Origin of the sequence: Kribbella polygonati, assembly GCF_050320105.1 — a bacterium.
In the GTDB taxonomy this organism is placed as follows: Bacteria; Actinomycetota; Actinomycetes; order Propionibacteriales; family Kribbellaceae; genus Kribbella.
This window is the reverse complement of record NZ_CP190129.1, coordinates 6663121-6686717: the sequence shown is the minus strand read 5'-3', so window position 1 is coordinate 6686717 and position 23597 is coordinate 6663121. Positions and strand designations below refer to the sequence as shown.

General features: G+C 68.8%; 20 protein-coding genes. 8 read left to right on the top strand and 12 right to left on the bottom strand.

The window, feature by feature from the left end; translation table 11 throughout:
- Positions 1–15 precede the first annotated feature (15 nt).
- Together ACQHIV_RS31860 and ACQHIV_RS31855 are read right to left on the bottom strand one after the other, a co-directional pair.
- Complete coding sequence (locus ACQHIV_RS31860; RefSeq protein WP_427887557.1) at positions 16–1332, bottom strand: MFS transporter; 1317 nt, start codon at positions 1330–1332, stop codon at positions 16–18.
- A complete protein-coding gene (locus ACQHIV_RS31855) occupies positions 1329–2054 on the bottom strand; it encodes a GntR family transcriptional regulator (RefSeq protein ID WP_427887556.1) in 726 nt (241 codons plus the stop codon). The genes ACQHIV_RS31860 and ACQHIV_RS31855 overlap by 4 nt, the downstream gene beginning before the upstream one ends.
- A gap of 239 nt (positions 2055–2293) precedes the next feature.
- On the opposite strand from ACQHIV_RS31855, the gene ACQHIV_RS31850 reads away from it, so the two are divergent.
- From ACQHIV_RS31850 to ACQHIV_RS31840, 3 genes are all read left to right on the top strand, one after another.
- Positions 2294–3685, top strand: coding sequence for a S8 family peptidase (locus ACQHIV_RS31850; protein ID WP_427887555.1), 1392 nt, complete (start codon positions 2294–2296; stop codon positions 3683–3685).
- Positions 3686–3874: 189 nt separating this feature from the next.
- A complete protein-coding gene (locus ACQHIV_RS31845; RefSeq protein WP_427887554.1) occupies positions 3875–4135 on the top strand; it encodes a hypothetical protein in 261 nt (86 codons plus the stop codon).
- A 180-nt stretch (positions 4136–4315) separates the two neighbouring features.
- Positions 4316–5146 (top strand): carbon-nitrogen hydrolase family protein, encoded by an 831-nt coding sequence (locus ACQHIV_RS31840; protein WP_427887553.1) that lies wholly within the window; start codon positions 4316–4318, stop codon positions 5144–5146.
- Here ACQHIV_RS31840 and ACQHIV_RS31835 read toward each other — a convergent pair.
- On the bottom strand, positions 5143–5973 hold the full coding sequence (locus ACQHIV_RS31835) for a DMT family transporter (RefSeq protein ID WP_427887552.1): 831 nt from the start codon (positions 5971–5973) through the stop codon (positions 5143–5145). The genes ACQHIV_RS31840 and ACQHIV_RS31835 overlap by 4 nt on opposite strands.
- A gap of 50 nt (positions 5974–6023) precedes the next feature.
- Here ACQHIV_RS31835 and ACQHIV_RS31830 point away from each other — a divergent pair, with 50 nt between their 5' ends.
- A complete protein-coding gene (locus tag ACQHIV_RS31830) occupies positions 6024–6893 on the top strand; it encodes a hypothetical protein (RefSeq protein WP_427887551.1) in 870 nt (289 codons plus the stop codon).
- 221 nt (positions 6894–7114) lie between these two features.
- Here the strand turns inward: ACQHIV_RS31830 and ACQHIV_RS31825 are convergent, their stop codons facing one another.
- From ACQHIV_RS31825 to pdhA, 3 genes are read right to left on the bottom strand one after another with little or no spacing between them, the layout of a single operon-like run.
- Positions 7115–8449 (bottom strand): dihydrolipoamide acetyltransferase family protein, encoded by a 1335-nt coding sequence (locus ACQHIV_RS31825; RefSeq protein ID WP_427887550.1) that lies wholly within the window; start codon positions 8447–8449, stop codon positions 7115–7117.
- Entirely contained in the window at positions 8449–9426 is a 978-nt protein-coding gene (locus ACQHIV_RS31820; RefSeq protein ID WP_427887549.1) for an alpha-ketoacid dehydrogenase subunit beta, read from the bottom strand. The genes ACQHIV_RS31825 and ACQHIV_RS31820 overlap by 1 nt, the downstream gene beginning before the upstream one ends.
- A gap of 3 nt (positions 9427–9429) precedes the next feature.
- Positions 9430–10593: a pyruvate dehydrogenase (acetyl-transferring) E1 component subunit alpha gene (pdhA, locus tag ACQHIV_RS31815; protein WP_427887548.1), complete on the bottom strand. Its 1164-nt coding sequence runs from the start codon at positions 10591–10593 to the stop codon at positions 9430–9432.
- Positions 10594–11050: 457 nt separating this feature from the next.
- Between pdhA and ACQHIV_RS31810 the strand changes: the two genes are divergently transcribed.
- Complete coding sequence (locus tag ACQHIV_RS31810; protein WP_427887547.1) at positions 11051–11986, top strand: EamA family transporter; 936 nt, start codon at positions 11051–11053, stop codon at positions 11984–11986.
- Between the two features lie 390 nt (positions 11987–12376).
- Complete coding sequence (locus ACQHIV_RS31805; RefSeq protein ID WP_427887546.1) at positions 12377–12979, top strand: hypothetical protein; 603 nt, start codon at positions 12377–12379, stop codon at positions 12977–12979.
- 652 nt (positions 12980–13631) lie between these two features.
- Here the strand turns inward: ACQHIV_RS31805 and hisC are convergent.
- Positions 13632–14726 carry a histidinol-phosphate transaminase gene (hisC, locus tag ACQHIV_RS31800; protein ID WP_427887545.1) on the bottom strand — a complete coding sequence of 365 codons (1095 nt, stop codon included), beginning with the start codon at positions 14724–14726 and terminating at the stop codon, positions 13632–13634.
- Positions 14727–14870: 144 nt separating this feature from the next.
- On the opposite strand from hisC, the gene ACQHIV_RS31795 reads away from it, so the two are divergent.
- Positions 14871–15743, top strand: a complete 873-nt coding sequence (locus ACQHIV_RS31795) for a dimethylarginine dimethylaminohydrolase family protein (RefSeq protein ID WP_427887544.1) — start codon at positions 14871–14873, stop codon at positions 15741–15743.
- Positions 15744–16216: 473 nt separating this feature from the next.
- On the opposite strand, the gene ACQHIV_RS31790 is transcribed toward ACQHIV_RS31795, so the two are convergent.
- Both ACQHIV_RS31790 and ACQHIV_RS31785 read right to left on the bottom strand, forming a co-directional pair.
- Complete coding sequence (locus ACQHIV_RS31790; protein WP_427887543.1) at positions 16217–16834, bottom strand: PEGA domain-containing protein; 618 nt, start codon at positions 16832–16834, stop codon at positions 16217–16219.
- A gap of 18 nt (positions 16835–16852) precedes the next feature.
- A complete protein-coding gene (locus ACQHIV_RS31785) occupies positions 16853–18496 on the bottom strand; it encodes a phage tail tip lysozyme (protein ID WP_427887542.1) in 1644 nt (547 codons plus the stop codon).
- Positions 18497–18667: 171 nt separating this feature from the next.
- Between ACQHIV_RS31785 and ACQHIV_RS31780 the strand changes: the two genes are divergently transcribed.
- Positions 18668–19336, top strand: coding sequence for a GntR family transcriptional regulator (locus ACQHIV_RS31780; RefSeq protein WP_427887541.1), 669 nt, complete (start codon positions 18668–18670; stop codon positions 19334–19336).
- Between the two features lie 132 nt (positions 19337–19468).
- Here ACQHIV_RS31780 and ACQHIV_RS31775 read toward each other — a convergent pair whose 3' ends face one another.
- From ACQHIV_RS31775 to ACQHIV_RS31765, 3 genes are read right to left on the bottom strand one after another with little or no spacing between them, the layout of a single operon-like run.
- Entirely contained in the window at positions 19469–21514 is a 2046-nt protein-coding gene (locus ACQHIV_RS31775; RefSeq protein WP_427887540.1) for a hypothetical protein, read from the bottom strand.
- Entirely contained in the window at positions 21511–22725 is a 1215-nt protein-coding gene (locus tag ACQHIV_RS31770) for an enolase C-terminal domain-like protein (protein WP_427887539.1), read from the bottom strand. The genes ACQHIV_RS31775 and ACQHIV_RS31770 overlap by 4 nt, the downstream gene beginning before the upstream one ends.
- The gene (locus ACQHIV_RS31765; RefSeq protein WP_427887538.1) at positions 22722–23516 is read right to left on the bottom strand and encodes an SDR family NAD(P)-dependent oxidoreductase; all 795 of its coding nucleotides are present in this window, start codon (positions 23514–23516) and stop codon (positions 22722–22724) included. The genes ACQHIV_RS31770 and ACQHIV_RS31765 overlap by 4 nt, the downstream gene beginning before the upstream one ends.
- Positions 23517–23597 lie beyond the last annotated feature (81 nt).

The following is a 23597-nucleotide window of genomic DNA, read 5'->3' as shown; positions in this document are numbered from 1 at the left end:
TGGCACGGCGCTGTCTCAGCCCTTCAGCGGCACGATCTGGTTCGCCAGCAGCGCCTGGTACGCCTCCGGGTTGTAGCGCGCGAGGTTGCCACGCGCCTTGCGCCGGTACTTGAGGATCTGCCGGGTACCGATCGCCCACAGCACGTACTGGAACGCCAGCGCGACCTTGAAGTCACCGATCGCCTGCGGTGCGCCGCCGGACGACGCGTCCAGCAGTACGCCGACCATCCCGATGCAGAGCAGCGTCGCGATGAAACCGCCGGTGTTGACCATCCCGTTCGCCGCCCCGAACCGTGTGGTCGGGTTGAACGTACGGGCGTAGTCCAGGCCCAGCATCGAGCCCGGCCCGCCGGCTGCCTGTACGACGATCAACGCCAGCAGCACGGGCATCGGCGCACGCCCAGGCCACAGCAGTACGACGGTCCACATCAGCACCGAGCCCGCGATCACCGCCAGCACGATCCAGGACCGGTAGAACGGGAACTTGGCGGCGTACCGTCCGACTAGCGGTCCGTAGCAGAGCCCTGCGAGCACAGGGATGATCAGCATGGCCGCAGCGGTCGTTGGGGCGACCCCCTCACCCTGCACGAGGAACGGGTAGCCCCAGAGCAGGCCGAACGTGCTCCCGGAGAAGCTTGTCGTGAAGTGCGTCCACAGGCCCAGGCGCGTGCCTGGTTCTCTCCAGGCGCGGCGCAGATTCTTCTTGACCTCGTTGAGCGGCGGCTTCGCGCGGCGGAGCTGCTCGTCGTACGGCGTGTTCCTGACGAGCAGTAGCACCAGCACGCCCGTCACCAGGCTCAGCACTGACGCAGCAGCGAACGTCGGCGTCCAGCCGAACGCATGGAAGGCAGCAGCCATCGGAACGGTCGACATGATCGCGCCGAGACCACCGAGCATTCCTGTCGCCTGTGACATCACGGGCTGACGTAGCGCAGGGAACCAGGACATGACCACGCGCAGCACACTGATGAACACCAGGGCGTCGCCAACACCTAGTACTGCGCGTGCGGCGAGTGCGGCTGGGTACGAGTTGACCATGCTGAACGCGGACTGCGCTACGAACAGCAGCCCGGACGCGGCGATCAGGAGCCGCTTGGAGCCGTAACGATCGAGCAGTACACCGACCGGGACCTGCATGGCGGCGTACACCGTCAGCTGTACGACGGTGAAGCTGGCCAGCGCGGACGCGGAGATGTGGAAGCGCTCCGCGGCCTGCAGACCGGCCACGCTCATGGAGCCGCGGTGCAGCACGGTGACGAGGTACGTGAGGACAGCAGTGGCCCACACCGCCCAGGCACGCCGTCCGCCCAGGGGGTAGCGAAGTTCGTTCACCGCGTGCCCCGCAGATCCGTCGCGGCGGTCTCGATGTGCGCGATCACGAGCTCGCGGAACCGCTTCACGCTGTTCCCGCCGAGCGCCTCGATCATCTCCTGGTGCGCGGTGATCGACTTGTCCATCCGGGCCGGCTGGACCTCGATCCCGGGCACCCCCATCCGGACCTGGCGGTCCCGGAGGCTGTTGTAGAGCTTGGCCAGGATTTGGTTGCCCGCGGCATCGACGATCGCCTCGTGGAAGGCACGGTCGGCCTCCAGGAACCGCTTCGCGTCGTTGGCCTTGCGGTGCGCGCGCATCTCGTCGACGCGCTCGGTCAGCGCCTCGATCAGCTGCTTGCGGCGCGGCCAGACCTTGGCGGCGGCGTGCGTCTCGAGCAGCTCACGGGCCTCGAGCACGTCGTCGATCTCCTGCGGCAGCACCGGCAGGACCAGCGCGCCCTTCTTCGGGTAGAGCTTGACCAGGCCGGACTCCTCGAGCCGGAGCAGCGCCTCGCGGACCGGCGTACGGGAGACACCTACCGCAGTCGCCAGCTCACCCTCGGTGAGGAGCTCGCCACCCGGGTACGCCCGGTCGAGGATCGCTGCCTTGACGTACGCGTACACGCGCTCCGCCGCGGGGATCTTCTCCACCCCCGGCGCCGCCTCGACCACCACGCGCGCGATCTCCGCGGTCTCGTCACCCAATGTCAACGCGTCACGTCCCGCGTCCCCGGTTGCCACCCACACCCCACCCATACGACTCGTATCTTTGTTGTATCTATCTTACACCCACAGGCAATCCACTGGCGAAGCCGAATATTCCCCAGGTTATCCACAGGGGTATCCACAGGATGTGCACAGCTTGGCGCAGGGTTTCCCCTGCGTTGTGGACGAAGAACTCCGCTTCCCCGCGATCCGGCCTAGAGTCTCGGGTTACCGGTCCGGACCCGTCCGTCCGGCCCCTGCCCTGAGGAGGCCTCGTGTCCCGAACTCCCCGTCCCCGCCGGCTGGCCGCCGGTCTCGCCGCCGCCGCGCTCGCCTGCGTGTCGCTCGGCGCCACCACCGGCGCGCACGCCGCGACCACGGATGGCCCGCTGATGAACTACGTGGTCAACACCAAGGCCACCCCCGGTCACGTCCGCAAGACCGAGGACGCGATCAAGGACGCCGGCGGGAAGGTCCTGGTCTCGTACCAGCAGTTCGGCGTGGTGATCGCCCAGTCGACCAACCCCGGCTTCCGCACCGACCTCCGCGCCACCCACAACGGCCGCGAGGTCGAGTCGGTCGGCGCCACCCGCACCGCCGCGGTCAGCGAGGGCGGCATGAACGCCCTGGACGAGGCCACCGCCACCCCGGTCGCCGACCCGCGCGAGGGCGAGCAGTGGGACATGCAGCAGATCAAGGCGGACCAGGCGCACGCGATCACCGACGGGTCCCGCAGCGTCCTTGTCGGCATCAACGACAGCGGCGTCGACGACAACCACCCGGACCTCGCCCCGAACTTCGACGCGGCGGACTCGGTCAGCTGCATCAACAACGGCGTACCGGACCGCACCGCCGGCGCCTGGCGCCCGACGACCAGCTCGCACGGTACGCACGTCGCCGGCACCGTCGCGGCCGCCCGCAACGGCATCGGCATCGTCGGCGTCGCGCCCGGCGTCCGGATCGCGTCCGTGAAGGTGGTGAACGACGCGGGCTTCATCTACCCGGAGTACTCGATCTGCGGCATCGTGTGGGCCGCCGAACACCACATGGCCGTCACGAACCACAGCTACTTCATCGACCCGTTCGAGTTCTGGTGCAAGGACAACGGCGACCAGGGCGCGGTCCAGGAAGCGGTACGCCGCGCGTACGCGTGGGCCACCGACCAGGGCACCCTGTCCGTCGCGGCCGCCGGCAACTCGAACTACGACCTCGCCAACAAGACCACCGACAACGGCAGCCCGAACGACTCCACCGCGACCCCGCGGACCATCAACAGCAACTGCCTCGACATGCCGACCGAACTCCCCGGCGTGATCACCGTCGCCAGCACCACCAGGACCACCGCCCGCAGCAGCTTCTCCAACTTCGGCCTGAACAAGATCGACGTCGCCGCCCCCGGCAGCTCGATCCTGTCCACCCTCCCCGGCGGCGGCTACGGCCTGATGAGCGGCACCTCCATGGCCTCCCCCCACGTCACCGGCATCGCCGCCCTCATCAAGTCCACCCACCCCTCGTGGGGCCCCCGCGACATCGAACGAGCCCTCCAAGCTGAGGCCGACGACACCGCCTGCCCCACCACCCCCGACCCCCGCTGCACCGGCACCACCGCCAACAACTCCTTCTACGGCGAAGGCATAGCCGACGCCCTAGACGCGGTAACCCGCTAACCCCCAATCCGAGTGGGGGTCCACCGCCCGGGACCCCCACTCACCCTCAAGCCCTAACAGGCGAGGTACTACGACCACCAAGATCTGACAACTGGGGTACTAGCTCTGAAGGAACTGACAAACGGTGTAGTTACGCAGAGCAAGAGCTAACAGGCAAGGCGCTGGCTCAGGCCGAACGTACTGATTCCGATGCTCGACCCGGGTCGGCCTGGGCAGTTCGATGCCTACGAGGCGGCGCTCGACCGGCTCGAGGAGGCTGTCCAGCACGTCGACGTCGTCGTTCCGGGGCACGGGGCCGTGGCCGACAGGGCTGAGGTGGCGGCGCGGCTCGCGGCGGATCGGGCGTACGTCGATGCGCTACGGCGGCGGCAGGAGCCCGTCGACGTACGGATGGAACAGGACTGGATGATGGGGCCGCACCAGCGCAATCTGCAGGTCGTGTTTGATTGACGCGGGTCGGATCAGCGGGCACGATGTGGGGCGGCGTGGCCTGCGCCTAACCTTCGGTGGCCGTTCTCAGCACGGTCTGGTGTGAAGGCAAAGGGACCTTGGTCTCGGGTCGTTGTCGTCGGTCCGACTGTCTCGGGCGTGGTTGCTGAGAAACCGTGCGCCGGGGCATGAGGGACGCCAATGACCACGCAATCGTTTCGCATCGCGGTCGCCCAGACGACTGCCACCGCCGATGTACGTCGCAACGGCGATACGGTACGCCGGCTGATGCGCGACGCCGCCGCGCAGAACGCCCGGCTGCTGCAGTTCCCGGAGGGGTTCCTGTCCGGGTACGCGAAGGAACAGGTCGACGACTGGGACGACGTCGATTGGCCCGCCGTACGCGATGAACTCCGGCAGATCACGGCACTCGCCGGCGAGCTCGGCATCTGGGTCGTACTGGGATCCGCCCATCCGCTGACGCCGCCGCACCGTCCGCACAACAGCCTGTACGTGATCTCGGACGGCGGGAAGATCGTCGACCGGTACGACAAGCGGTTCTGCTCGCACACCGAGATCACCAGGTTCTACAGTCCCGGATTCGAGCCGGTGGTGTTCGAGGTCGACGGGTTCCGGTTCGGGGCGGCGATCTGTGTCGAGATCAATTTTCCCGACCTGTTCGCGGAGTACCGCGCGCTCGGAGTCGACTGCCTGCTCTTTTCGGCGTACCCGGTCGACGAGGTCTTCGAGGTGAAGGCCCGCGCGCACGCGTCGATCAACACGTACTGGGTCGCCATGTCCCTGCCCTCCCAGACCGCCCACCTGATGAACTCCGGCGTCATCGGCCCCGACGGGCGCTACCTCGTACGACTCGACGGTCGCGAAGGCCTGGTGTACGCCGACCTGAACCGGCTGGACTACGACGTCTGGTTCGAACGAGCGCGACCGTGGCGGGACGCGGCGCTGGAAGGCGAGATCTACCGCAGCCAGAAGGTCGACGACCCGCGGAGTGCCGACCGTACCTGCGACTAACCCGTTGTGATCAGCACGATCCCGGCGACGACGACGGCCGCCGCGGTCGCTCGTTTCGGGCCGAAGCGTTCGTGGAAGAACAGCGCGCCGATGATCGCGCCGAAGATGATGCTGGTCTCGCGGAGCGCGGCGATGGCGGCGAGGGTGCCGCGGGTCTGGGCCCACAGCACCAGCCCGTACGCCGCCATCGACACGACCCCGCCCGCGAGGCCCGAGAGGATCGCCGAACGCGGGAGGTCGAACGTCCGCGGGCCGCGCCACGCCAGGACGGCCAGTGGTACGGCGAATCCTTGGAGCATGAAGACCCAGCCCATGTACGTTGCCACCGGCATCTTGTGTACGGCGACCCCGTCGACCACCGTGTACGACGCGATCATCAACCCGGTCCCGACCGCGGCAAGGATCGCCGGGAGCTGGTTGCGACCGGGACGACCGATGAAGACAAGGCCGATCAGCCCCGCCGAGACCAGCAGTACGCCGGCCAACTCGAGCAGTGCCAGTTGCTGATGCAGTACGACGATCGACACCACAGCCACCACCCACGGCGACGTACCGCGAGCCAACGGATACATCTGGCTGAACTGCCCCAACTGGTACGACGCCAACAGCCCGCCGAGGTACGCGAGGTGCAGAAGCGCCGACGCGACGATGTACCCCCACGTCCCGGCCGGCGGCAGCCCCATCACCAGCACCGCGACCAGCCCGATCACCCCGGCCGCCACCTCGAACAACGCCAACCCGGCAACCCGGTCCGGCGCCCCGTGCGCCATCGCATTCCACGTGGCATGCAGAACCGCCGCCCCCAGCACCACCAAGATCACCACCACTCGAACACCCTCTCACCACGACCGGGGCCGGTCAGGCGGATGATGTTGCGGTGGACACGTCACCCGAGCAGCGGCTGTACGACGCCGCGGCGCGCGGTGACGACCTGGCCGCCGCGGCAGCTGACGCCATCGCGGATGGGCTCGACGCGCCGTCGCTTCGGGCGCTCACCGCCGCGCCGGCGAGCACCCGTCGGCGCGGGGGGCTGCTGATCGCGGCGCTTCACGAATTGGGAATACCTCGACCTGATCCGCGCGTACCCGGTCAGGTGATCGACGGTACGCCGTACGCACGACTGCCGACCGACACGCTCCGCCTGGAGATCGTGGACGGCGAACTCGGGCCGGAGGTGCTTGTCCGCATCAACAACCTGAACATCGCCGAGCCGCTCGACGGGATGGGCATGCATCCGTTCGACCTCCTCGTACCCTGCAATCGGCTGGCTGAACTGAGTCGGGTCGTCGTCGGTCGCTGCGGATGTGGGGAGCCGGGTTGCGGTTCCACCGAGGCGCAGATCAGCCGGACGGACGGCGTCGTGCACTGGGACTGGTTCGGCGACGCGCCGCTGGACCACGGCGTCTCCTTCGACGCCACGCGGTACCACGCAGAGGTGGGGCGGCTCAACTGGCAGCCTCCGCCGATCGACAACGGGCTCGACCTCACGCCGGCCGGGTTGGAGCTCACCTGGGCCGGGGCCGATTATCGGGATCCACAGAAGTTCCTTGTCGCGCTTAATGCGAAGGACGAGCGGTTCCAGATCTTTCTGCGGTTCCCGATCGACATCGACTCGGACGACGTACGGCGGACCCTGCGCCGGCCGCCGCGGACCTGGCGCGCGACGTACAGCTCGCTGGTCGTCGGCCGGCGCGGACGACCGTCGATGGCTGGTTGGCGCTGGCGGTCAGAGGACGCCTGGGGGTAGTAGGCGGAGGCTCTGTGCGGTTTCGAGGATGGTGGTTCGCGGGGGTGTCGCGGTCACACACCTCAAGCGCTTGAGGTCAACCGGACCTGTGCCACTCAGCAACCGGCGGTCGCCACCCGCGCTCACGCGTCTCGCCGCGGCCGTCGGCGGCCGGGAGCGGCGTTGGTGAGTGGTGGCGGTCCGCAAAAGAGAAGGGCCGGGCGACAGCCCGGCCCTTCGTCTCAGAACATCAGTGCGCGCGCCGGATCCTCGAGGATGCTCGCGACGTCGGCGAGGAAGGTGGAGCCCTTCTCGCCGTCGATCAGGCGGTGGTCGAAGGACAGCGCGAGCGTGGTGATCCAGCGCGGGACGATCTCGTCGTCCACCACCCACGGCTGCTTCCGGACCGCGCCGAACGCGAGGATCGCGGCCTCGCCCGGGTTGATGATCGGCGTACCGGCGTCGACGCCGAACACGCCGACGTTCGTGATCGTGAACGAACCGCCCGCCTGGTCCGCCGGCTGGGTCTTGCCCTCGCGGGCGGTGGCGACCAGGTCGTTCAGCGCCCGGCAGAGGTCGGGCAGGGTGAGCGAGTCGGCGCCCTTGATGTTCGGGACGATCAACCCGCGCGGGGTGGCCGCGGCGATGCCGAGGTTGACCGCGCCCTTGTAGACGATCTCCTGGGCCTGCTCGTCCCAGGCCGCGTTCACGATCGGCGTACGGCGGGCCGCCAGCGTGACGGCCTTCGCGACGATCAGGAGCGGGGAGACGCGGAGGTCGCGGAACGCCTTGTCCGACTTGAGCCGCTCGACGAGCTCCATCGTGGCGCTGACGTCGACGGTGATCCACTCGGTCACGTGCGGCGCCGTGAACGCGCTGGCAACCATCGCCTGCGCCATCACCTTCTGTACGCCCTTCACCGGGACGCGGGTGTCGCCTTGGGCGCTCACCACCGGTGCAGGCTGGTACGCCGTCACGCTCGGCAACTCGCCCGCCACCGGAGCCGCGACGTACGCCTCGACATCCGCGCGGGTGATCACTCCCCCGGCACCGGTCGGCGAGACCGCCCCCAGATCAATCCCCAGATCCTTCGCCAACTTCCGCACCGGCGGCTTCGCCAGCACGTGCACGGTCCCGGTTTCCACAGCTGCAGGAGCAGGTGCGAGTACCGGCGGTGGGACTGGAGCCTCAACCACGGGTACCTCGACTGGCTCAGCTGCGGTGCCCGCGGGTTTGCGTTGGCGGCGTTTGGCTTCGGTGGTTTTGGGGCCGTAGCCGACGAGGACTGCGGTGCGGCCGCCGTTGTCGTCGGGCTCTGGTGCGGGCTCGTCGACGGAGTCGGTCTGGACCGAGATGATCGGCGTACCGACGGGGACCGTCTCGCCTTCGGGGACCAACAGCTCGGTGATGGTGCCGGCGAACGGGACCGGGAGTTCGACGAGGGACTTCGCGGTCTCGATCTCGACGACTGTGTCGTTCAGTTTGACCGTGTCGCCGGGCTTGACCTTCCAGCTGACGATCTCGGCCTCGACGAGCCCCTCACCGACGTCCGGGAGGCGGAACTGCTGGATGCCCATCAGTACCCCATCACCCGGTCGACGCCGTCCAGCACCCGGTCCAGGTCCGGCAGGTACTCGTCCTCCATCCGCGACGGCGGGTACGGCGTGTCGTACCCGGTCACGCGCAGTACCGGCGCCTCGAGGTGGTAGAAGCACTCCTCCGTCACCCGCGCCGCGATCTCCGACCCGGGCCCGAACGAGTACGGCGCCTCATGCACCACCACAGCCCGCCGCGTCTTCTTGACGGACGCGAAGATCGTCGCCAGATCGAACGGCGCGATCGTCCGCAGATCCACGACCTCCAGGTTCCGCCCGTCCTCGACCGCAGCCTCCGCGGCCTGCACGCACGTCTTCACCATCGGCCCGTAACAGAGCAGTGTCGCGTCGGAACCCTCCCGCACCACCTTCGCCTTGTGCAGCGGCAGCGACGGCCCGGCGGACTCGTCCAGCTCGGCCTTCTCGTGGTACCGGCGCTTCGGCTCGAAGAACACCACCGGGTCGTCGGACGCGATCGCCTGCTGGATCATCCAGTACGCGTCGACCGGGTCGCCGCAGGAGATCACCTTGAGCCCGGGCACGTGCGCGAACAGCGTCTCCGGCGACTCCGAGTGGTGCTCGACCGCGCCGATGCCGCCGCCGTACGGGATCCGGATGACGACCGGCATCCTGATCTTGCCCATCGACCGGTAGTGCATCTTCGCGACCTGGTTGATGATCTGGTCGTACGCCGGGAACACGAACCCGTCGAACTGGATCTCGCACACCGGGCGGTACCCGCGCAGCGCGAGCCCGACCGCCGTACCGATGATCCCGGACTCGGCCAGCGGGGTGTCGATCACCCGGTCCTCGCCGAAGTCCTTCTGCAGGCCTTCGGTGACCCGGAAGACACCGCCGAGCTTGCCGATGTCCTCGCCCATCACGACGACCTTCGGGTCCTTCTCCATCGCGGCCCGCAGGCCCGCGTTGATGGCCTTGCCGAGAGTGATCTTGGTCATCGCTCAGCCCTCGCCTTCGAACGACGCGGCGTACGCGGCGTACTGGTCACGTTGTTCGGCCAGCTGCGGCGTCTCGTCGACGTACACGTTCTGGAAGAAGTCGGTGAGCACCGGATCCGGCAGTGCGAGGCAGCCGGCCCGCAGCTCGGCGGCGATCTTGTCGCCCTCGGCGTCGATCTCGTCGAAGAAGTCGTGGTCGACGCCGGCGTGCCGGGTCAGGTACGCGTGCACCCGCTCGATCGGGTCCTTGAGCTTCCAGTGCTCGAGGTCCTCGTTCAGCCGGTACTTCGTCGGGTCGTCGGAGGTGGTGTGCGCGCCCATCCGGTACGTGTACGCCTCGATCAGCGACGGCCCGCTGCCCTCACGGGCACGCTTCAGCGCCTGCTGGGTGACGGCGTACGTCGCGAGTACGTCGTTGCCGTCGACGCGGACGCCCGGGAAGCCGAAGCCGGCGGCGCGCTGGTACAGCGGGATCCGGGTCTGCCGGTCGATCGGCTCCGAGATCGCCCACTGGTTGTTCTGGCAGAAGAAGACCACCGGCGCGTTGAAGACCGAGGACCAGATGAACGCCTCGTTGACGTCGCCCTGGCTGCTGGCGCCGTCGCCGAAGTACGCGATCGTCGCCTCGCCGTTGTCGGCGTCGCCGATCGCGTGGTCGCGCTGCTGGCCCATCGCGTACCCGGTGGCGTGCAGCGTCTGGGCGCCGATCACGATCGTGTACAGGTGGAAGTTGTTGTCCTTCGGGTCCCAGGCGCCCTGGTCGACGCCGCGGAACAGGCCGAGCAGGTTCAGCGGGTTGACCCCCTGACACCACGCGACGCCGTGCTCCCGGTACGTCGGGAAGACCATGTCCTTCTTGTTCAGCGCCCGGCCGGATCCGATCTGCGCGGCCTCCTGGCCGAGCAGCGACGCCCACAGGCCGAGCTCACCCTGACGCTGCAGGGCGGTCGCCTCGGCGTCGATCCGCCGTACCAGGACCATGTCCCGGTAGAAACCCTTGATCGCCTCGTCGTCGAGGTCGAACGAGTAGTCCGGGTGCTCGACGCGCTCACCTTCGGGCGTCAGGAGCTGGACGAACTCGACCTCTTCGGAGGCCTGGGGCGGACTGACCGGCGCCTCGTGTGGCGCGAACACTTCCGGGGCAAGGCCCGGCACCGACTCACTCACATGCACTCCTCGGGTTCGAGCGCGGGATCGCCGCGACCGCAACGTTGCACGGGTCCCCCCGCTGTTGCCGGGTGCGGCTTTCGCAGGCTGGTCCGCGTGATTCCAGGGGTTGATGCACTGCTGGCAGTGGACCTCCTCACTGGTCTCACTCCCATCTTGCCGGACACCGTACAGACCAGGTGCCTGATCCGCTAACTTCCTGGACTCCAGCGGGTACGGCGGTACCGAAATCGGTCCTGGGATGAGACACCAGTCCATCCACTGGTCCTATCCGCAGGCTCGTCCGGCAGCGTACGAGCGCCTCGACTGTGATGCGTCACAACTTCGTCTCGACGGACGGCGGCTGGCGGGATCCGGCCGCCGGGTGGCCGGATATCTCCTTGCGCGCCCGCGCGCGCGAGGCCTAGTGTAAGCATCGTTCGTACATGACACCCCTGACACCCCGAGGAGGGTCGCGATGGCCACTGCCCCCGCCGAAGTGGTCGGGACCGGCGCCCGGCCGGCCTCCGGCGCGATGATCTGGACCGCGCTCGCGGTGGTGTACGTCGTCTGGGGTTCGACGTACCTGGCGATCCGGGTCGTGGTCGAGGCGGAGATCCCGCCGATGCTCGGGATGGCCACCCGGTTCCTCACCGCGTCGGTACTGATGGCGGCCGGGCTGGCGCTCAGGTCCGGGTGGCGGCGGTTGCGGATCACCCGCCGGGAGGCGATCGGCGCGGCCACGGTCGGCGTCCTGCTGCTTGCCCTCGGCAACGGCGCCGTCGCGATCGCGGAACAGACGGTGCCGTCCGGACTGGCCGCGCTGCTGGTCGCGGCGATCCCGCTGTGGCTGATGCTGCTCCGCGTCGGCGGCGGCGAACGGCCGCGCGCGATGACGTGGGTCGGCGTACTGATCGGGTTCGGCGGGGCGGCGCTGCTCGCGCTGTCAGGCGGCAACACGAGCGCGAAGCCGCTGTCGGTGGCGATCCTGGTCGCCGGCACGATCTGCTGGGCCACCGGTTCGCGGTACGCGCCCCGCCTCGGCCTGCCGCGGGACCCGCTGGTGACGGCGCTCTACGAGATGGTGTTCGGCGGTACGGCGATGGTGCTGCTCGGCGTACTGCGGGGCGAGCCGGCCCGGCTGCACTTCGACCGGATCCACGGCAGCGGGTGGATCGGGCTGGCGTACCTGGTGGTGTTCGGGTCGCTGCTCGCGTACACGGCGTACTCGTATCTGCTCGCGAACGCGCCGATCTCGCTGGTCGGAACCTACGCGTACGTGAACCCCGCGGTCGCGGTGTTCCTCGGGTGGCTGATCCTGAACGAGAGCCTGACCTGGCAGATCCTGCTGGGTGGCGCGGTGATCATCGTCGGGGTCGCGCTGGTCGTGACGGCCGAGCGCCGCCGGACCTGAAAAGGAAAGACCCGGGCCCAAGGGACCCGGGTCTCCCACCGCTGCCGATGCGCGCGGCAGCGGGTCTGGCTGCCGGTCGCGCCCTGCCCCGAAAAAACACGGCACGAAACTCCGGCAATGGTTCCAAATTGTTCCGACGAATCGTGCTATTGCCAATTCGGCAGCCACCGAGCCCACCGAAACAATCGCCGATTCACCGGGCCATCCGTCACCCGCGCTGACTCAACGACGCACATCAGGCCTGGTTACGGGCCCCTCCGTCTCAACTTCCGCTCACCAATATCACTGCCGTATCAGGGAAAATAGTTGACGAAAAAGTTTGTAACCGGCCGCGCCAGGGGTCGTTACCACTAAGACGAATCCGTCAAACCCGAAAGGAAACCTGGCATAATGCAGGTAACTCGCAAGATCGTCATCGCAGCCGCGGCGGCGACCGTTGCCACCCTTGGTGTCGCGAGCTTCGCGGGCGCCAACATGCTCGACGACGCGCAGAAGAAGGCCCAGGTCGAGGGTCTGTCCGACCAGGTGTCGGCTCTGTCCCAGGGCGCGGGCAACTACGACGCGGACCACGCTCGCTGGTGGGGCGTTCGCAAGGACGGTTCGCTGGTTGCCATCGACCGCAACGACCTCGGCGCGGTCCAGGCCTGCCACAACTTCGGTGCCGGTACCGGCATCGGCGGCACGGTTCCGGCCCAGGACATCACCGGCATCATCGGCTGGGGCAACAACGGCAACAGCATCACCGCCGTCAAGACCTGCGAGCAGGACAACCAGCAGAACCGCAAGTGGTACAAGGCTGACGGCAACGGCGTTGTCTCGGTGAGCGACAACAAGGTCGGCCCGTGGCAGGTCTGCCACAACGAGATCGACGCCACCGGCATCGGCGGCACCGTTCCGCTGACGAACCCGACCGGCATCCTCGGTCTGGACAACAACGGCAACTCGATCGACTCGCTGAAGACCTGCGAGCAGAGCAACGAGCAGAACAACTGACCCTCCCTGGTCAGTGATGCAGGACCCGAACCAGCCACCTCGGTGGGTTGACTGATTCGGCGCACCACCGCGGCGCCGGGAGCAAGCCTCACTCCTCCCGGCGCCGCTTCTTCTTTGCGCGACCGCACTCCCACACCCCGCGCACTACGCCAGCCACACGCACTACAGCAGCCACACGCGGTACGCCAGCCACACGCGGTACGCCAGCCACACGCGGTTCGCCAGCCACACGCGGCTGACGAACCACCGAGCCCAGCGACAACCTCCCCCGCTCACCCACGCCCCCGCCCACCCGCGCCCCCCGTGAGCGTCAGCTCGCAACATCCCGACGCCAGCCGGCAGCACGGGCGCCAGCCCCGCAACACACGGGCGGGCGAGAGCGCGCGGAGCAGCCGCGCCCAAAGACCGTAGCGACGACGCAAGGGGCGGCGCAGCACGCAGGGGACAACCACGCCCGCCGAGTCACCGCCTCCCCCACCCACGGGCCCGCACCAAGCACCCACCCGTGAGCGTCAGCTCACAACACCCCGACGCCAGCCGTCAGCACGCGCGTGCCAGCCGGCAGCACACGGGCAGGGCAGCACACGGGCAGGGCAGCACGCGGAGCGGCCGGGCCTGAACAGCACAACGAAGCTGGCGGGTCGCGCGGGGGTCAGCGTGGGTTTGTTTGCTGGTGCCAGGTGCGGGCTACGGTGAGGAAGAGGTTGTTGGCTTCGGGTTCGCCGATGGTTACTCGGACGCCGTCGCCGGGGAAGGGGCGGACCGAGACGCCTTCGGCTTGGACGGCTTCGGCGAACTTGACGGTGTCTTCGCCGAGTTCGAGCCAGACGAAGTTGGTTTCCGACTCGGGGACGGTCCAGCCGGCGGCCTGGAGTTCGGCGACGACGCGTTGGCGTTCCTCGATCAGGGCGTCGACACGCTCGAGGAGTTCGTCCTCGACGGCGAGGGAGGCGATTGCGGCCGCCTGGGCGACGTAGCTGACGCCGAACGGGAGCGCGCACTTGCGGATCGCGGCGACCACGGACGGGTGACCGATCGCGTACCCGACGCGGAAGCCGGCGAGGCCGTACGCCTTCGAGAAGGTTCGCAGTACGAGCACGTTCGGCCGGTCGCGGTACAGCTCGACCCCGTCGACGACGTCGGTCTCCCGGACGAACTCGCGGTACGCCTCGTCCACCACGACCAGCACGTCGGACGGTACGGCGTCGACGAACGCGATCAGCTCGTCGCGGCGTACCACCGGGCCGGTCGGGTTGTTCGGGGTACAGACCAGCACGACCTTCGTACGGTCGGTGATCGCCGCCTCCATCGCCTTGAAGTCGTGTCGCGCGTCGGGCGTGAGCGGCACCTGGACCGACGTCGCGCCGGTCAGCTGCACCGCGATCGGGTACGCCTCGAACGAGCGCCAGGCGTAAACGACCTCGTCACCGTCCGCGACCGAAGCCTGCAGCAGGTGGTACAGCAGCGCGACCGACCCGGTACCGACCGCGAGGTCGCTCACCGGTACGCCGAACCGCTTCGACAGCGCCTCGAGCAGGTCGACCGCGCCCATGTCCGGGTAGCGGTTCATCTGCGCGGCGGCCTCGGTGGCGGCGGCGAGCACGCCCGGGAGCGGCGGGTATGGGTTCTCGTTGCTGGACAACTTGTACGTCGGCCGGCCGTCGGTGCGCTCCGGCGGACGGCCCGGCTTGTAAGCCGGAACGTCGTCCAGACAGGCGCGGAAGCGAACCTCATTGTCAGGGGTCATGCCCGCAGGTTAGTCCTTACCGCACACCGGAACCAGCCTCCCCGGGGCGACCGTTTGACTCCGGGAACGGCGAGCCTCAAACTGACTGATTGTCGGACAATCAGGGGATCCTGCACTGGGATCTCAACGGTCAGGGAGGTACTCGTGGGACAGCCGCTGGAGTGGGGTCGTCGCTATCTGATGGTCCGGCCGGACCACTTCCGGATCGACTACGTGATCAACCCGTACATGTCGACGCAGGACCAGCCGGACCCGGCGCTGACGCTGAAGCAGTGGGACGCGCTACGGCAGGCGATCCTGGACGCCGGCGGCGAGGTCGAGGTGCTGGAGCAGCGCGCCGACTCGCCCGACATGGTCTACGCGATGAACCTCGGGCTGGCCGCCGCCGACGGGCGCGCGATGCTCTCGCACATGCGGTTCGAGCCGCGCCGGGCGGAGTCGCTGAGCGCCGCGGAGTGGTTCACCGGGCACGGGTTCCAGCTCGACCGGGTCGGCGGCGAGGGCGTCGGGCCGCACTTCGAGTCGGGCGACGCGTTCGTGTACGGCGACAGCCTGGTCGTCGGGTACGGACCGCGGACCGACGCGGAGGCGCTCAAGCACCTCGCGACCGAGTGGAACATCCGGGTCCGCGGACTGCGGATCGCGCACGAGGGGATGTACCACCTCGACCTGCCGTTCTGCCCGGTGGACAGCACCCACGCGATGGTCTACCCGCCGGCCTTCGACACCGCGAGCCAGGGCGAACTGGCGGGCATCGTCCCGGACCCGATCGTCCTCACCGACGAGGAGGCGTTCGCGTTCTCGGCGAACTCGATCGTGGTCGGCGAGACGATCATCATGCCGGCCTGCTCCCCGCGCCTGCGCGACATCCTCACCACCCTCGGCCTGCGGGTCGTCGTCCTCGACCTCACCGAATTCCACAAGGGCGGCGGCTCCGCCCGCTGCCTCACCAACCCCCTGGACTTCCCGCTCACCTCAATCACCACCCCAGGCGGAGAACTCCACCTCCCCGCCTGACAACTGGAGGTCCGCTGAAGCGTACGAGCTGATGCGAATGGCCGTCCCTCACCTTTCGCCGGGTGGGGGACGAACCCGAAGCGGAACGTCACCGTGTGGTCGACGCGGTCCCGCCGACGATGAAGCACCTACCCTGCCGACCGACTCGGCGGCTCGCCGCGAGCTGAATGTGCGGGCCCGCGCCTGCGGCGCGGCGCGGCGGTCCGGCGCGGTGGTGCGGTGGTGCGGCCGGCGCGGCGCTGGGGGTGCCGTGCGGTGCGGTGCGCGGTGCGGTGCGGCGGTCTGGCGCGAGGGTGCGGCGCCGCGGTGCGACGCGTGCGGTGCGCATGCGGCCGGCCCGGGGCTGGTACACGGCCGGAGCGCCTGGCCGGGGCATCTCGCCAGCGGACCAGGGGAGTCCTACCGACCGGGTGCGCTGGGTGGGTGTTCGGGCGGGCGCGACTGGTGCTCCGGTAGGCCGCGCGAGGCGGCGGCTACTTGCCGGTGGTCCAGATGATGTCGAGGGTGGCCGGGTCCCAACCGTAGCCCTGGATCCATTGCATGGCCTTGGTTCTGCCCTGGGGTCCGTAGACCTCGATGGCGAGCGAGATCGCCTCGGGGTTCTTCGGGTCGGTCTTCGACGGGGCGCGGGTGGCCTCGAAGCCGTCGCCGACGTACGGGAGATACCCGATCACCGGGTACTTGTCGAGCAACCGGGCCTGCATCTCGTCGAAGCGACGGCCGGCCTCGGCCTCCGCTTGCCGCTCCTGCTCCGGGTTGCTCTTGGCCCACTCGCGCCCCTCGGCGCTGTTCGCGTAGAGGTACATCTTGTAGCTGGACGTATCGCCGGTCACGGTGATGTCCTGGCTGTAGCTCTGGAACCCGCGCCGCGTTCCCTCGATGGTGTGCCGGCCGGACTTGACCTTGATCTCGCCGTTCGCCGGGATCTGATGCCCGTCCAGGGTCAGCGTGAGGTCGTTCGGGACCGACTGCACGTTGAGCTTGGTCTCCGGGCCCCCGCGCCGGGACAGTGCGATGCTGCCGATCAGAACGATGAGCACCACCAGCACCACGCCGCCGATCATCAGCGGCCGCCGGTTCTCCTCAAGCATCGCTGTTCCCGTCCTAACTCACTTGGTCGGCGTCGTCGTGGGGGTGGTGCCGCCCTTGACCCGGAACACCCAGAAGCCGCTCGGGCCGACGTTGTAGAGGTGGTCCGCAGTGGGGACGTGGTCACCGAGAGAGGCGGCTGCCGAGTCGAACCCGCCGCCGTCACCCCACGGTCCGACGTACAGGTAGGTGTGGCCCGGTCCATTGAGGACATCGCCCGGTTTCATACCGCCCGGCGGCGTCGTCTCCCAGTGGTCCCAGATCTCCGGATGAGCCAGCATGTAGTCCTTCTGCGCCGAGGTCGACACGTTCGGGAACTTCGGGTCGGCGCCGCTCATGTGCAGCACGGTCGCAACGAACCGCCCACAGTCACTGTACGGCGTCTGTCCGTTGGGGCCGTCGTTGAACTTCGCCATCGCGGCGACGTACTCCGGCTTCGCCAGGCTCGCGTCCGTACCCCAGTGCTTGTGCGGGTCGTCGGGCCATGCCAGGTTCTTCGCGACCTGAGCGATGTTGCCGCTACCGGCACCGCACGGGTCCGAGGTGGCCGCCGCGTCCTTGGGATCGGTGGTGGTCGGTGCCACGCCGCCGAACGTGCTCAGCACGTGCTCGGCGTTCGACTTGCGCTCGGCGTAGCGCGAGTTGTTCGGATCCTCGTACCCGGCGAACCGCTCGTACTTGCCGCCGAACGCGACCGCGGCGTCATCGACGTTGCCGGCGGCCTTGACGGCGTCTCCGGCGGCCTTCTCCGAAGGCTCCGCTTGACCGAGGAGCTGTTTGTGCAGGAAGTCCAGTTGGAACGCCAGCGTGCCGATCTGGTCGTCGGTCGCCCCCGAGGCGCGAGCGGGCCTGATCATCTTGCCGGGCGGGGTCCACTGCACGATGCCCCAGCCGACGTCGCTCGCGGCGTCCACCACGTCGGCCGGCTTGGTCACGGTGCCGGGGGCGGTGCCCTGCTTGCGGCCGGGCTCGACGCCGGACTCGGCGATCATGTTGCCGACGATGCCGGCCGACTGCTCCTTGGTGTAGCCCACCGAGACGAAGTAGTTGAAAGCCTTCTGCTGGTTGTTCGCACCTGAGAGGTTGCCGCCCTGGCAACTGCAGCCGCCTGCGCTGTCCGAGGGATCGATCTCGAACGGATTCTTGTCAGGCTTCTGCGTCGACCACTTTCCGTTGCCGTCCTTGTCGACCCACAGCTCCCAGTGCAGGTGGTCGCCAGTCATGCCGGGGGCAACTTCGGACCCCGTACCGGACGTGCCGATCTGGGCACCACGCTTCACGGCCTGACCGACCGCGACCGTGATGCTGCCCATGTAGGAGTACCGCGTCTCGACGTCCTCGCGGCGGATCCGGACCTCATTGTTGGACGCCTGGGAGACCGTGCCGTCCATCGAGGAGTAGACCGGGGAGCCCGCCTTGACGGCGAAGTCGTAGCCTGAGTGCCCCGGGAGGCCCGGCGCCGGGGCAGTCCAGTCGACGTCGATCTTCTGTGCCGAGGTCGGGTAGCCGAACAGGCTCGTCTCCTCCGCGGCCTGGGCACACTGCGCCTCGGCCGAGCCGAGACCTCCCAGGACGCTGAGCAGCATGACGAGCACGATGAGCAATGGCAGGATGAGCACGAGCCCGATACCGCCGAGGATCGGCAGCGCTTTGCTGTCTCCCACGATGCTCTCCTCGCTCGGTCACGTGGCTTCCGCGCCAGTCCACGGAAGGGGCGGCCACTTGGGGAAAATGGTGCCTGAAAACCGGGTCATCGTGTCGGGAGTTATCCACAGGGTGGGTGGTCGGGGCGGGGCGGGCGCGACAACGGGCCTGGTCTGGACGAGAATCCTCTCATGTACGAACGGCTGCGGGTGGACCGCTCGACCACGGTGGATCGGGTGGTGGACGCGTTGCGGGCGGCGCTGTTCGCCGGGGATCTGGAGCCTGGTACGCCGTTGCGGGAGCAGCCGTTGGCGGAGGCGTTGGGGGTGGCCCGGAGCACGATCCGGGAGGCGATGACGATGCTGGTCACCGAGGGGCTCGCGGTGCGGGAGCCGAACAAGGGGGTCAGCGTCGCGATCCTGCATCCGGCGGCGGTGGCGGACATCTGCCGGGCGCGGTTCGTGCTGGAGTCGGCGGGGATCCGAGCCTGGTTCGATGCGGACGAGGCGGCTCGGGAGCGGGTCCGGGAGGCGATGCGGGTGTTCGCGGCGACCGCCAAGGAGGGGGCGGATCCGGAGGCGCTGACCGAGACGCATCTGGCGATCCACCGGAGCCTGGTTGCACTCACGGGGAGTGAGCGGTTGATTGCTACGGCGGACTCGGTGACGGGTGAGGCGCGGTTGGCGCTGGCGCGGGTGGACGCGCTGCGTCAGGACGCGCGGCAGCAGGTCGCGTCGCACCGCAAGCTGATCCGGCTGCTCGAGCGCGGTGAGCTCGACGAGTGCGTCGCCGAGCTCCGGCGGCACCTCGCCGGCGCCGAGGAGTCCCTCCTCGAAGCCATCGCGATGCCGCCGGGCTGACTGTCGGTCGAGGCCCCTCCGCGGTGCGGCGGGCGGCGCTTCCGAGCTGCCAGCGCGTTCGGCGTCAGCCGGCGGGCCCGGTCAGGCCCTCGGCTCGGTCAGGCCCTCGGCTCGGTCAGGTCGTCGGCTCGGTCAGGTCGTCGGCTCGGTCAGGCCGTCGGCTGTGACGTCGTACGTCGTCGTGCCGACTCGGAGGCCGGTCAGGCGGGCTTGGGGGTCTAGGTCGGCGAGCTGGGGGTTGGCGGTGACTGTGCCGTCCAGGGCTACTTCGAGGCCGAAGATGCCTTCCAGGACCAGGCTGACCCAGGCGCCGGAGGAGGAGCAGGCCCAGTCGATCAGGTAGGGGAACTGGGGCGGTGACTTCTGGGCGCCGCCGGCCATGGCGGGCTGGGCCTCTTCGACGAAGTGGGCCTGGCCGCACGGGCCCTGGTTGGCGGTCTTGGCGAGGCCTGGTAGCCAGTCGAGGAGTACGTCGCCACGCCCGAGGGCGAACAGCGCACGCCCGGCGTCAGCAGGCCAGGCCGGGTACGCGCCGTTCCACTGATGGTCCGGGCGGACGCTGAACGCGGCGTCGGCGTCGTACGGCGACAGCGCGCGCATCCAGGTGGGTGTCTGGAGCTCGTTCTGGAAGAACGTCACCATCTCTGCGCACTGCGACTCGGACAGGTCGTCCGGGATCGTCGTACCGATGATGTTGAAGTCGTAGCAGTGCCGTACCGGTACGAGCGTGCCGTCGGGCTGGCGGGCGTGCCAGAAGCCCTTGCCCTCGACGTACAGCTCGTTGACGTGCCCTGCTTGCGCAGACGCCTCCTTGCGGAGTAAAGCCGCACGGTCCGTGTCACCCGAGCGGTCCGCGATCTCAGCCGCCACCCGCATGCACCAGACGTTGGCTGCGTTGAAGCTGGCCACCTCGTGCACGTAGCTGCTCACGCACTCCAGCAGGTTGTCGATGCCGCCGTAGTCCGCAAGGGCGTGCTCTCCGCGCAGCCCGCGCCAGGCGGTCGCCCAGTCGTGCACGTGCTCCCCCACGGCCTTCGGGCCGACAGAAACGTCCAGGAACGCGTCGTCGCCGGTGAATCGTACGTAGTCGCGTACGAGACAGGTCATGGCGAAGTCGTTGACCGAGTACCACTGCCCTACCGGTCCACCGGTCAGCCATTCGGTGCCGAAGTGCTTGTGGATGTCCAGGTCGATCCAGTGCTCGATGTGCTTGCGCATCGGCTCCGGGTCGAGCAGGGCATGCGTCAGCGAGGACAGGCTGTAGTCCCAGATGAACGTCGTGGTCTGCCAGTACCGCGGCATCAACGTGTCGTACGTCCGCCCGATGACGCTCGCCGGGTTGTCACGGCGGAACCAGATCACGCCGAGAACGCCCCACCAGTACAGCTTCTGCAGGGCCTCGTTCGAGGTCTCCAGCACCGGCAAGGACCCGCTGAAGCCTTCACTGGACGGGTCGAACGCGTCCGCGATCGCCACGTCCCACATGCTCTCCGCGACCGAGACGACGGCCGGTACGTCGGCCACGCACACGTCGAAGTGCTCCGCCGCCTCTGCCACCGTCCCCGCCAGCACATGCACGTACGACAACCGCCCCTTCCCCGCCTCGTCCAACACGACGGTCGTCTCGAGCATCCCTCGGTCCACAGTGCTGGGCACATCAAGACCTTGCACGCTCACGGCTGATTCGGACTCGCCGGTGCCGACAATCCGATCGCCGACAACCGTCAGTGTGTTGGGCTCGGAGGGTGGCTCCGGGCGCAGCCACCCGGACGGCGAGCGGGTGGCAGTACTAGCCAGCGAAAGCCCCAGCCGCACGGACCGCCCCGGTTGCCCAGCAATGTCCAGTCGTACGACCACAGCCGGTCTGCCGGGGGCGCAGGCCGTTGTGGTGCGGATGTGGAGGTCGGCGACCGTGGTGGAGCGGACCACCTGGTCCGGGCGCCACACGACCTCCACCGTGCCGCCGTACGAGCGGGCCAGCCGGCCGTCGACGTACAGCTGGCCGGTGATCGCGTCGCCGTGCGAGTACGGCGGGAAGTTCACGCTGCGGATCGCGACGACGTCGTGGTCGACCTGCGCGGTGCCGAGGAAGTTCGTCAGCCCGGGCGGGTTGAACATGTCGTCGTACGTGTGCGTGAGGACGTCGCTCGCCAGGTCGGCGGAACGCGGGATCGTCATGACGGGTCTGCCCAATCGGTGTTCGGTAGCAGGGGGTACCAGTCCGGGCGGGCCGGATCGCGGTCGTACGGGTAGGGGCCGAGCTCGCGGAACAGTTCGGCGTACTCGGCCAGCTTGTCGCGGTCCAGCTCGACGCCGAGGCCGGGCGCGTCCGGGACCGCGATCGCGCCGTCGGCGTACGGAAGCTTGCCGCCGGCAATGATGTCGTCGCGCAGGTGGTGGTAGTGCGCGTCCGCGGCGAACGAGAGGTTCGGTACGACGGCCCCGAGGTGCAGCATGGTCGCGAGCTGGATGCCGAGCTCGCCGGACGAGTGCACCGCGACGCCGAGCTGGAACGTCTCGCAGACGCCGGCCGCCTTGATGCACGGCCGGATACCGCCCCAGAACGTGGTGTCCAGCAGGATCACGTCGACCGCCGGGTCGAGGACGTTCGCCGCGAGCTGCTCGAAGTTCACCACGACCGTGTTGGTGGCGAGCGGGATCGGGGTGTTCCGGCGGACCCGGCGCATCCCGTTCAGGCCCCAGGTCGGGTCCTCGAGGTAGTCGTTGTCGAGATCCTCGATGCCGCGCGCGAACCGGATCGCCTCCTCGACGCTGAACGCGCCGTTCGGGTCGAACCGGACCCGATGCCCGGGGAACGCCTCGGCCAGCGCGCGGAAACACTCGCGCTCGTAGTCCGGCGGGAACACGCCGCCCTTCAGCTTGTGCACGCTGAACCCGTGCTCGTCGACCAACGATCGGGCGTGCGCCACCAACTGTTCCGCGGTCCGGATCTCGCCGGTGCCGTCGGGATTCGCGTGCCGGAAGAACAGGTAGCTGGCGAACGGCACCCGGTCCCGCACCTTGCCGCCGAGCAGCGCGTGCACAGGTACGCCGAGCTCGCGGCCCTGCAGGTCCAGGCAGGCGAACTCGATGGCCGCGAGCAACTGGGTGCGGTTGTTGTACAGGCTCGCGGTCGGGTTCGCGAGCATCCAGCGGAGCGCCTCGGTGCGGGCCGGGTCGTGGCCGACCAAGTACTCCTTCAGCCCCGCGACCGCGGCCTCGGCGCTCTGCCCACCGCCACCCATCTCGCCCAGGCCGATCAGCCCGTTGTCGGCCTCGACCTCCACGACAGTCCGTACGAAACGTCCCCAGTGCGCTCCGTTGCTGTGTCGCAGCGGCGCCTCCAGCGGAATCGTGACCGTGGTGGCGCGTACGTCGACGATCTTCACTTCTCGTCCTCCGGCAGTACGACGGGCAGTCCGGCGGTCAGGCCGCCGTCGACCTTCACGTCCGCGCCGGTCATGAACGACGCGGCCGGCGAGGACAGGAAGTAGATGACCTCGGCAACTTCTTCCGGGTTCGCGACCCGGCCGAGCGGGTGCGAGCGGCCCCACTCCGCGACCACCTCGTCGGTCGTCCGGCCGTTGGCGAACTGGGCGGCGGAGGTGCGGAGCATCGGGGTGTCGACGGAGCCTGGGCAGACGGCGTTCACGCGGATCCCGTCCGGGGCGTGGTCGACCGCCATCGCACGGACGAGGCTGAGCAGGGCGCCTTTACCCATCGAGTACGCCGCGACGCCGGTCTGCGCGGCGTACGCCTGCACGGAGGCGACCACCACGACACTTCCGCCGCGCTTCAACCGCGGGACGAATGCCTGGCAGGCGAAGAACACACCGCCGACGTTCACCGCCATCACTTCGTCGTACACATCCCAGGGTGTATCAACAACAGTCCCATAGCGTTGGACGCCCGCGGCGCACACCAGCACGTCCACGTCGCCGATCTCTTTCGCGGCTGCTGCCAATGCTGCCCGGTCCGAGACATCTACTTGGACGCCGGTCACCCGATCGCCCAGGACTGAGAGAGAGGAGGTGGTGCGGTCGAGCACTACAACGTGGTCGCCGGCTGCTAGGAAGCGCTCCACGGCGCCTCGGCCGATGCCGGCTGCTCCGCCCGTGACCACGACCGTGCGCGGACCGTCGCTCGCGGCGGGTGGGGCGGCGGCGGACTCCGGGGCCATCACAATCCTCCGTTCGCGTGCGGCGCCCGCTCGCCGAGGCGAGCTGCGGGCGATTGTGATGGCGTGGCGGTTCGCATATTT

Bases quoted from the DNA above. Each gene is read 5' to 3' on its own strand.
- ACQHIV_RS31845 (WP_427887554.1), top strand. From the start codon at position 3,875: ATGCTCGACCCGGGTCGGCCTGGGCAGTTCGATGCCTACGAGGCGGCG.
- ACQHIV_RS31840 (WP_427887553.1), top strand. From the start codon at position 4,316: ATGACCACGCAATCGTTTCGCATCGCGGTCGCCCAGACGACTGCCACC.
- ACQHIV_RS31825 (WP_427887550.1), bottom strand. From the start codon at position 8,449: ATGGGCATCCAGCAGTTCCGCCTCCCGGACGTCGGTGAGGGGCTCGTC.
- ACQHIV_RS31820 (WP_427887549.1), bottom strand. From the start codon at position 9,426: ATGACCAAGATCACTCTCGGCAAGGCCATCAACGCGGGCCTGCGGGCC.
- ACQHIV_RS31810 (WP_427887547.1), top strand. From the start codon at position 11,051: ATGGCCACTGCCCCCGCCGAAGTGGTCGGGACCGGCGCCCGGCCGGCC.
- ACQHIV_RS31805 (WP_427887546.1), top strand. From the start codon at position 12,377: ATGCAGGTAACTCGCAAGATCGTCATCGCAGCCGCGGCGGCGACCGTT.
- hisC (WP_427887545.1), bottom strand. From the start codon at position 14,726: ATGACCCCTGACAATGAGGTTCGCTTCCGCGCCTGTCTGGACGACGTT.
- ACQHIV_RS31790 (WP_427887543.1), bottom strand. From the start codon at position 16,834: ATGCTTGAGGAGAACCGGCGGCCGCTGATGATCGGCGGCGTGGTGCTG.
- ACQHIV_RS31780 (WP_427887541.1), top strand. From the start codon at position 18,668: ATGTACGAACGGCTGCGGGTGGACCGCTCGACCACGGTGGATCGGGTG.
- ACQHIV_RS31775 (WP_427887540.1), bottom strand. From the start codon at position 21,514: ATGACGATCCCGCGTTCCGCCGACCTGGCGAGCGACGTCCTCACGCAC.
- ACQHIV_RS31765 (WP_427887538.1), bottom strand. From the start codon at position 23,516: ATGGCCCCGGAGTCCGCCGCCGCCCCACCCGCCGCGAGCGACGGTCCG.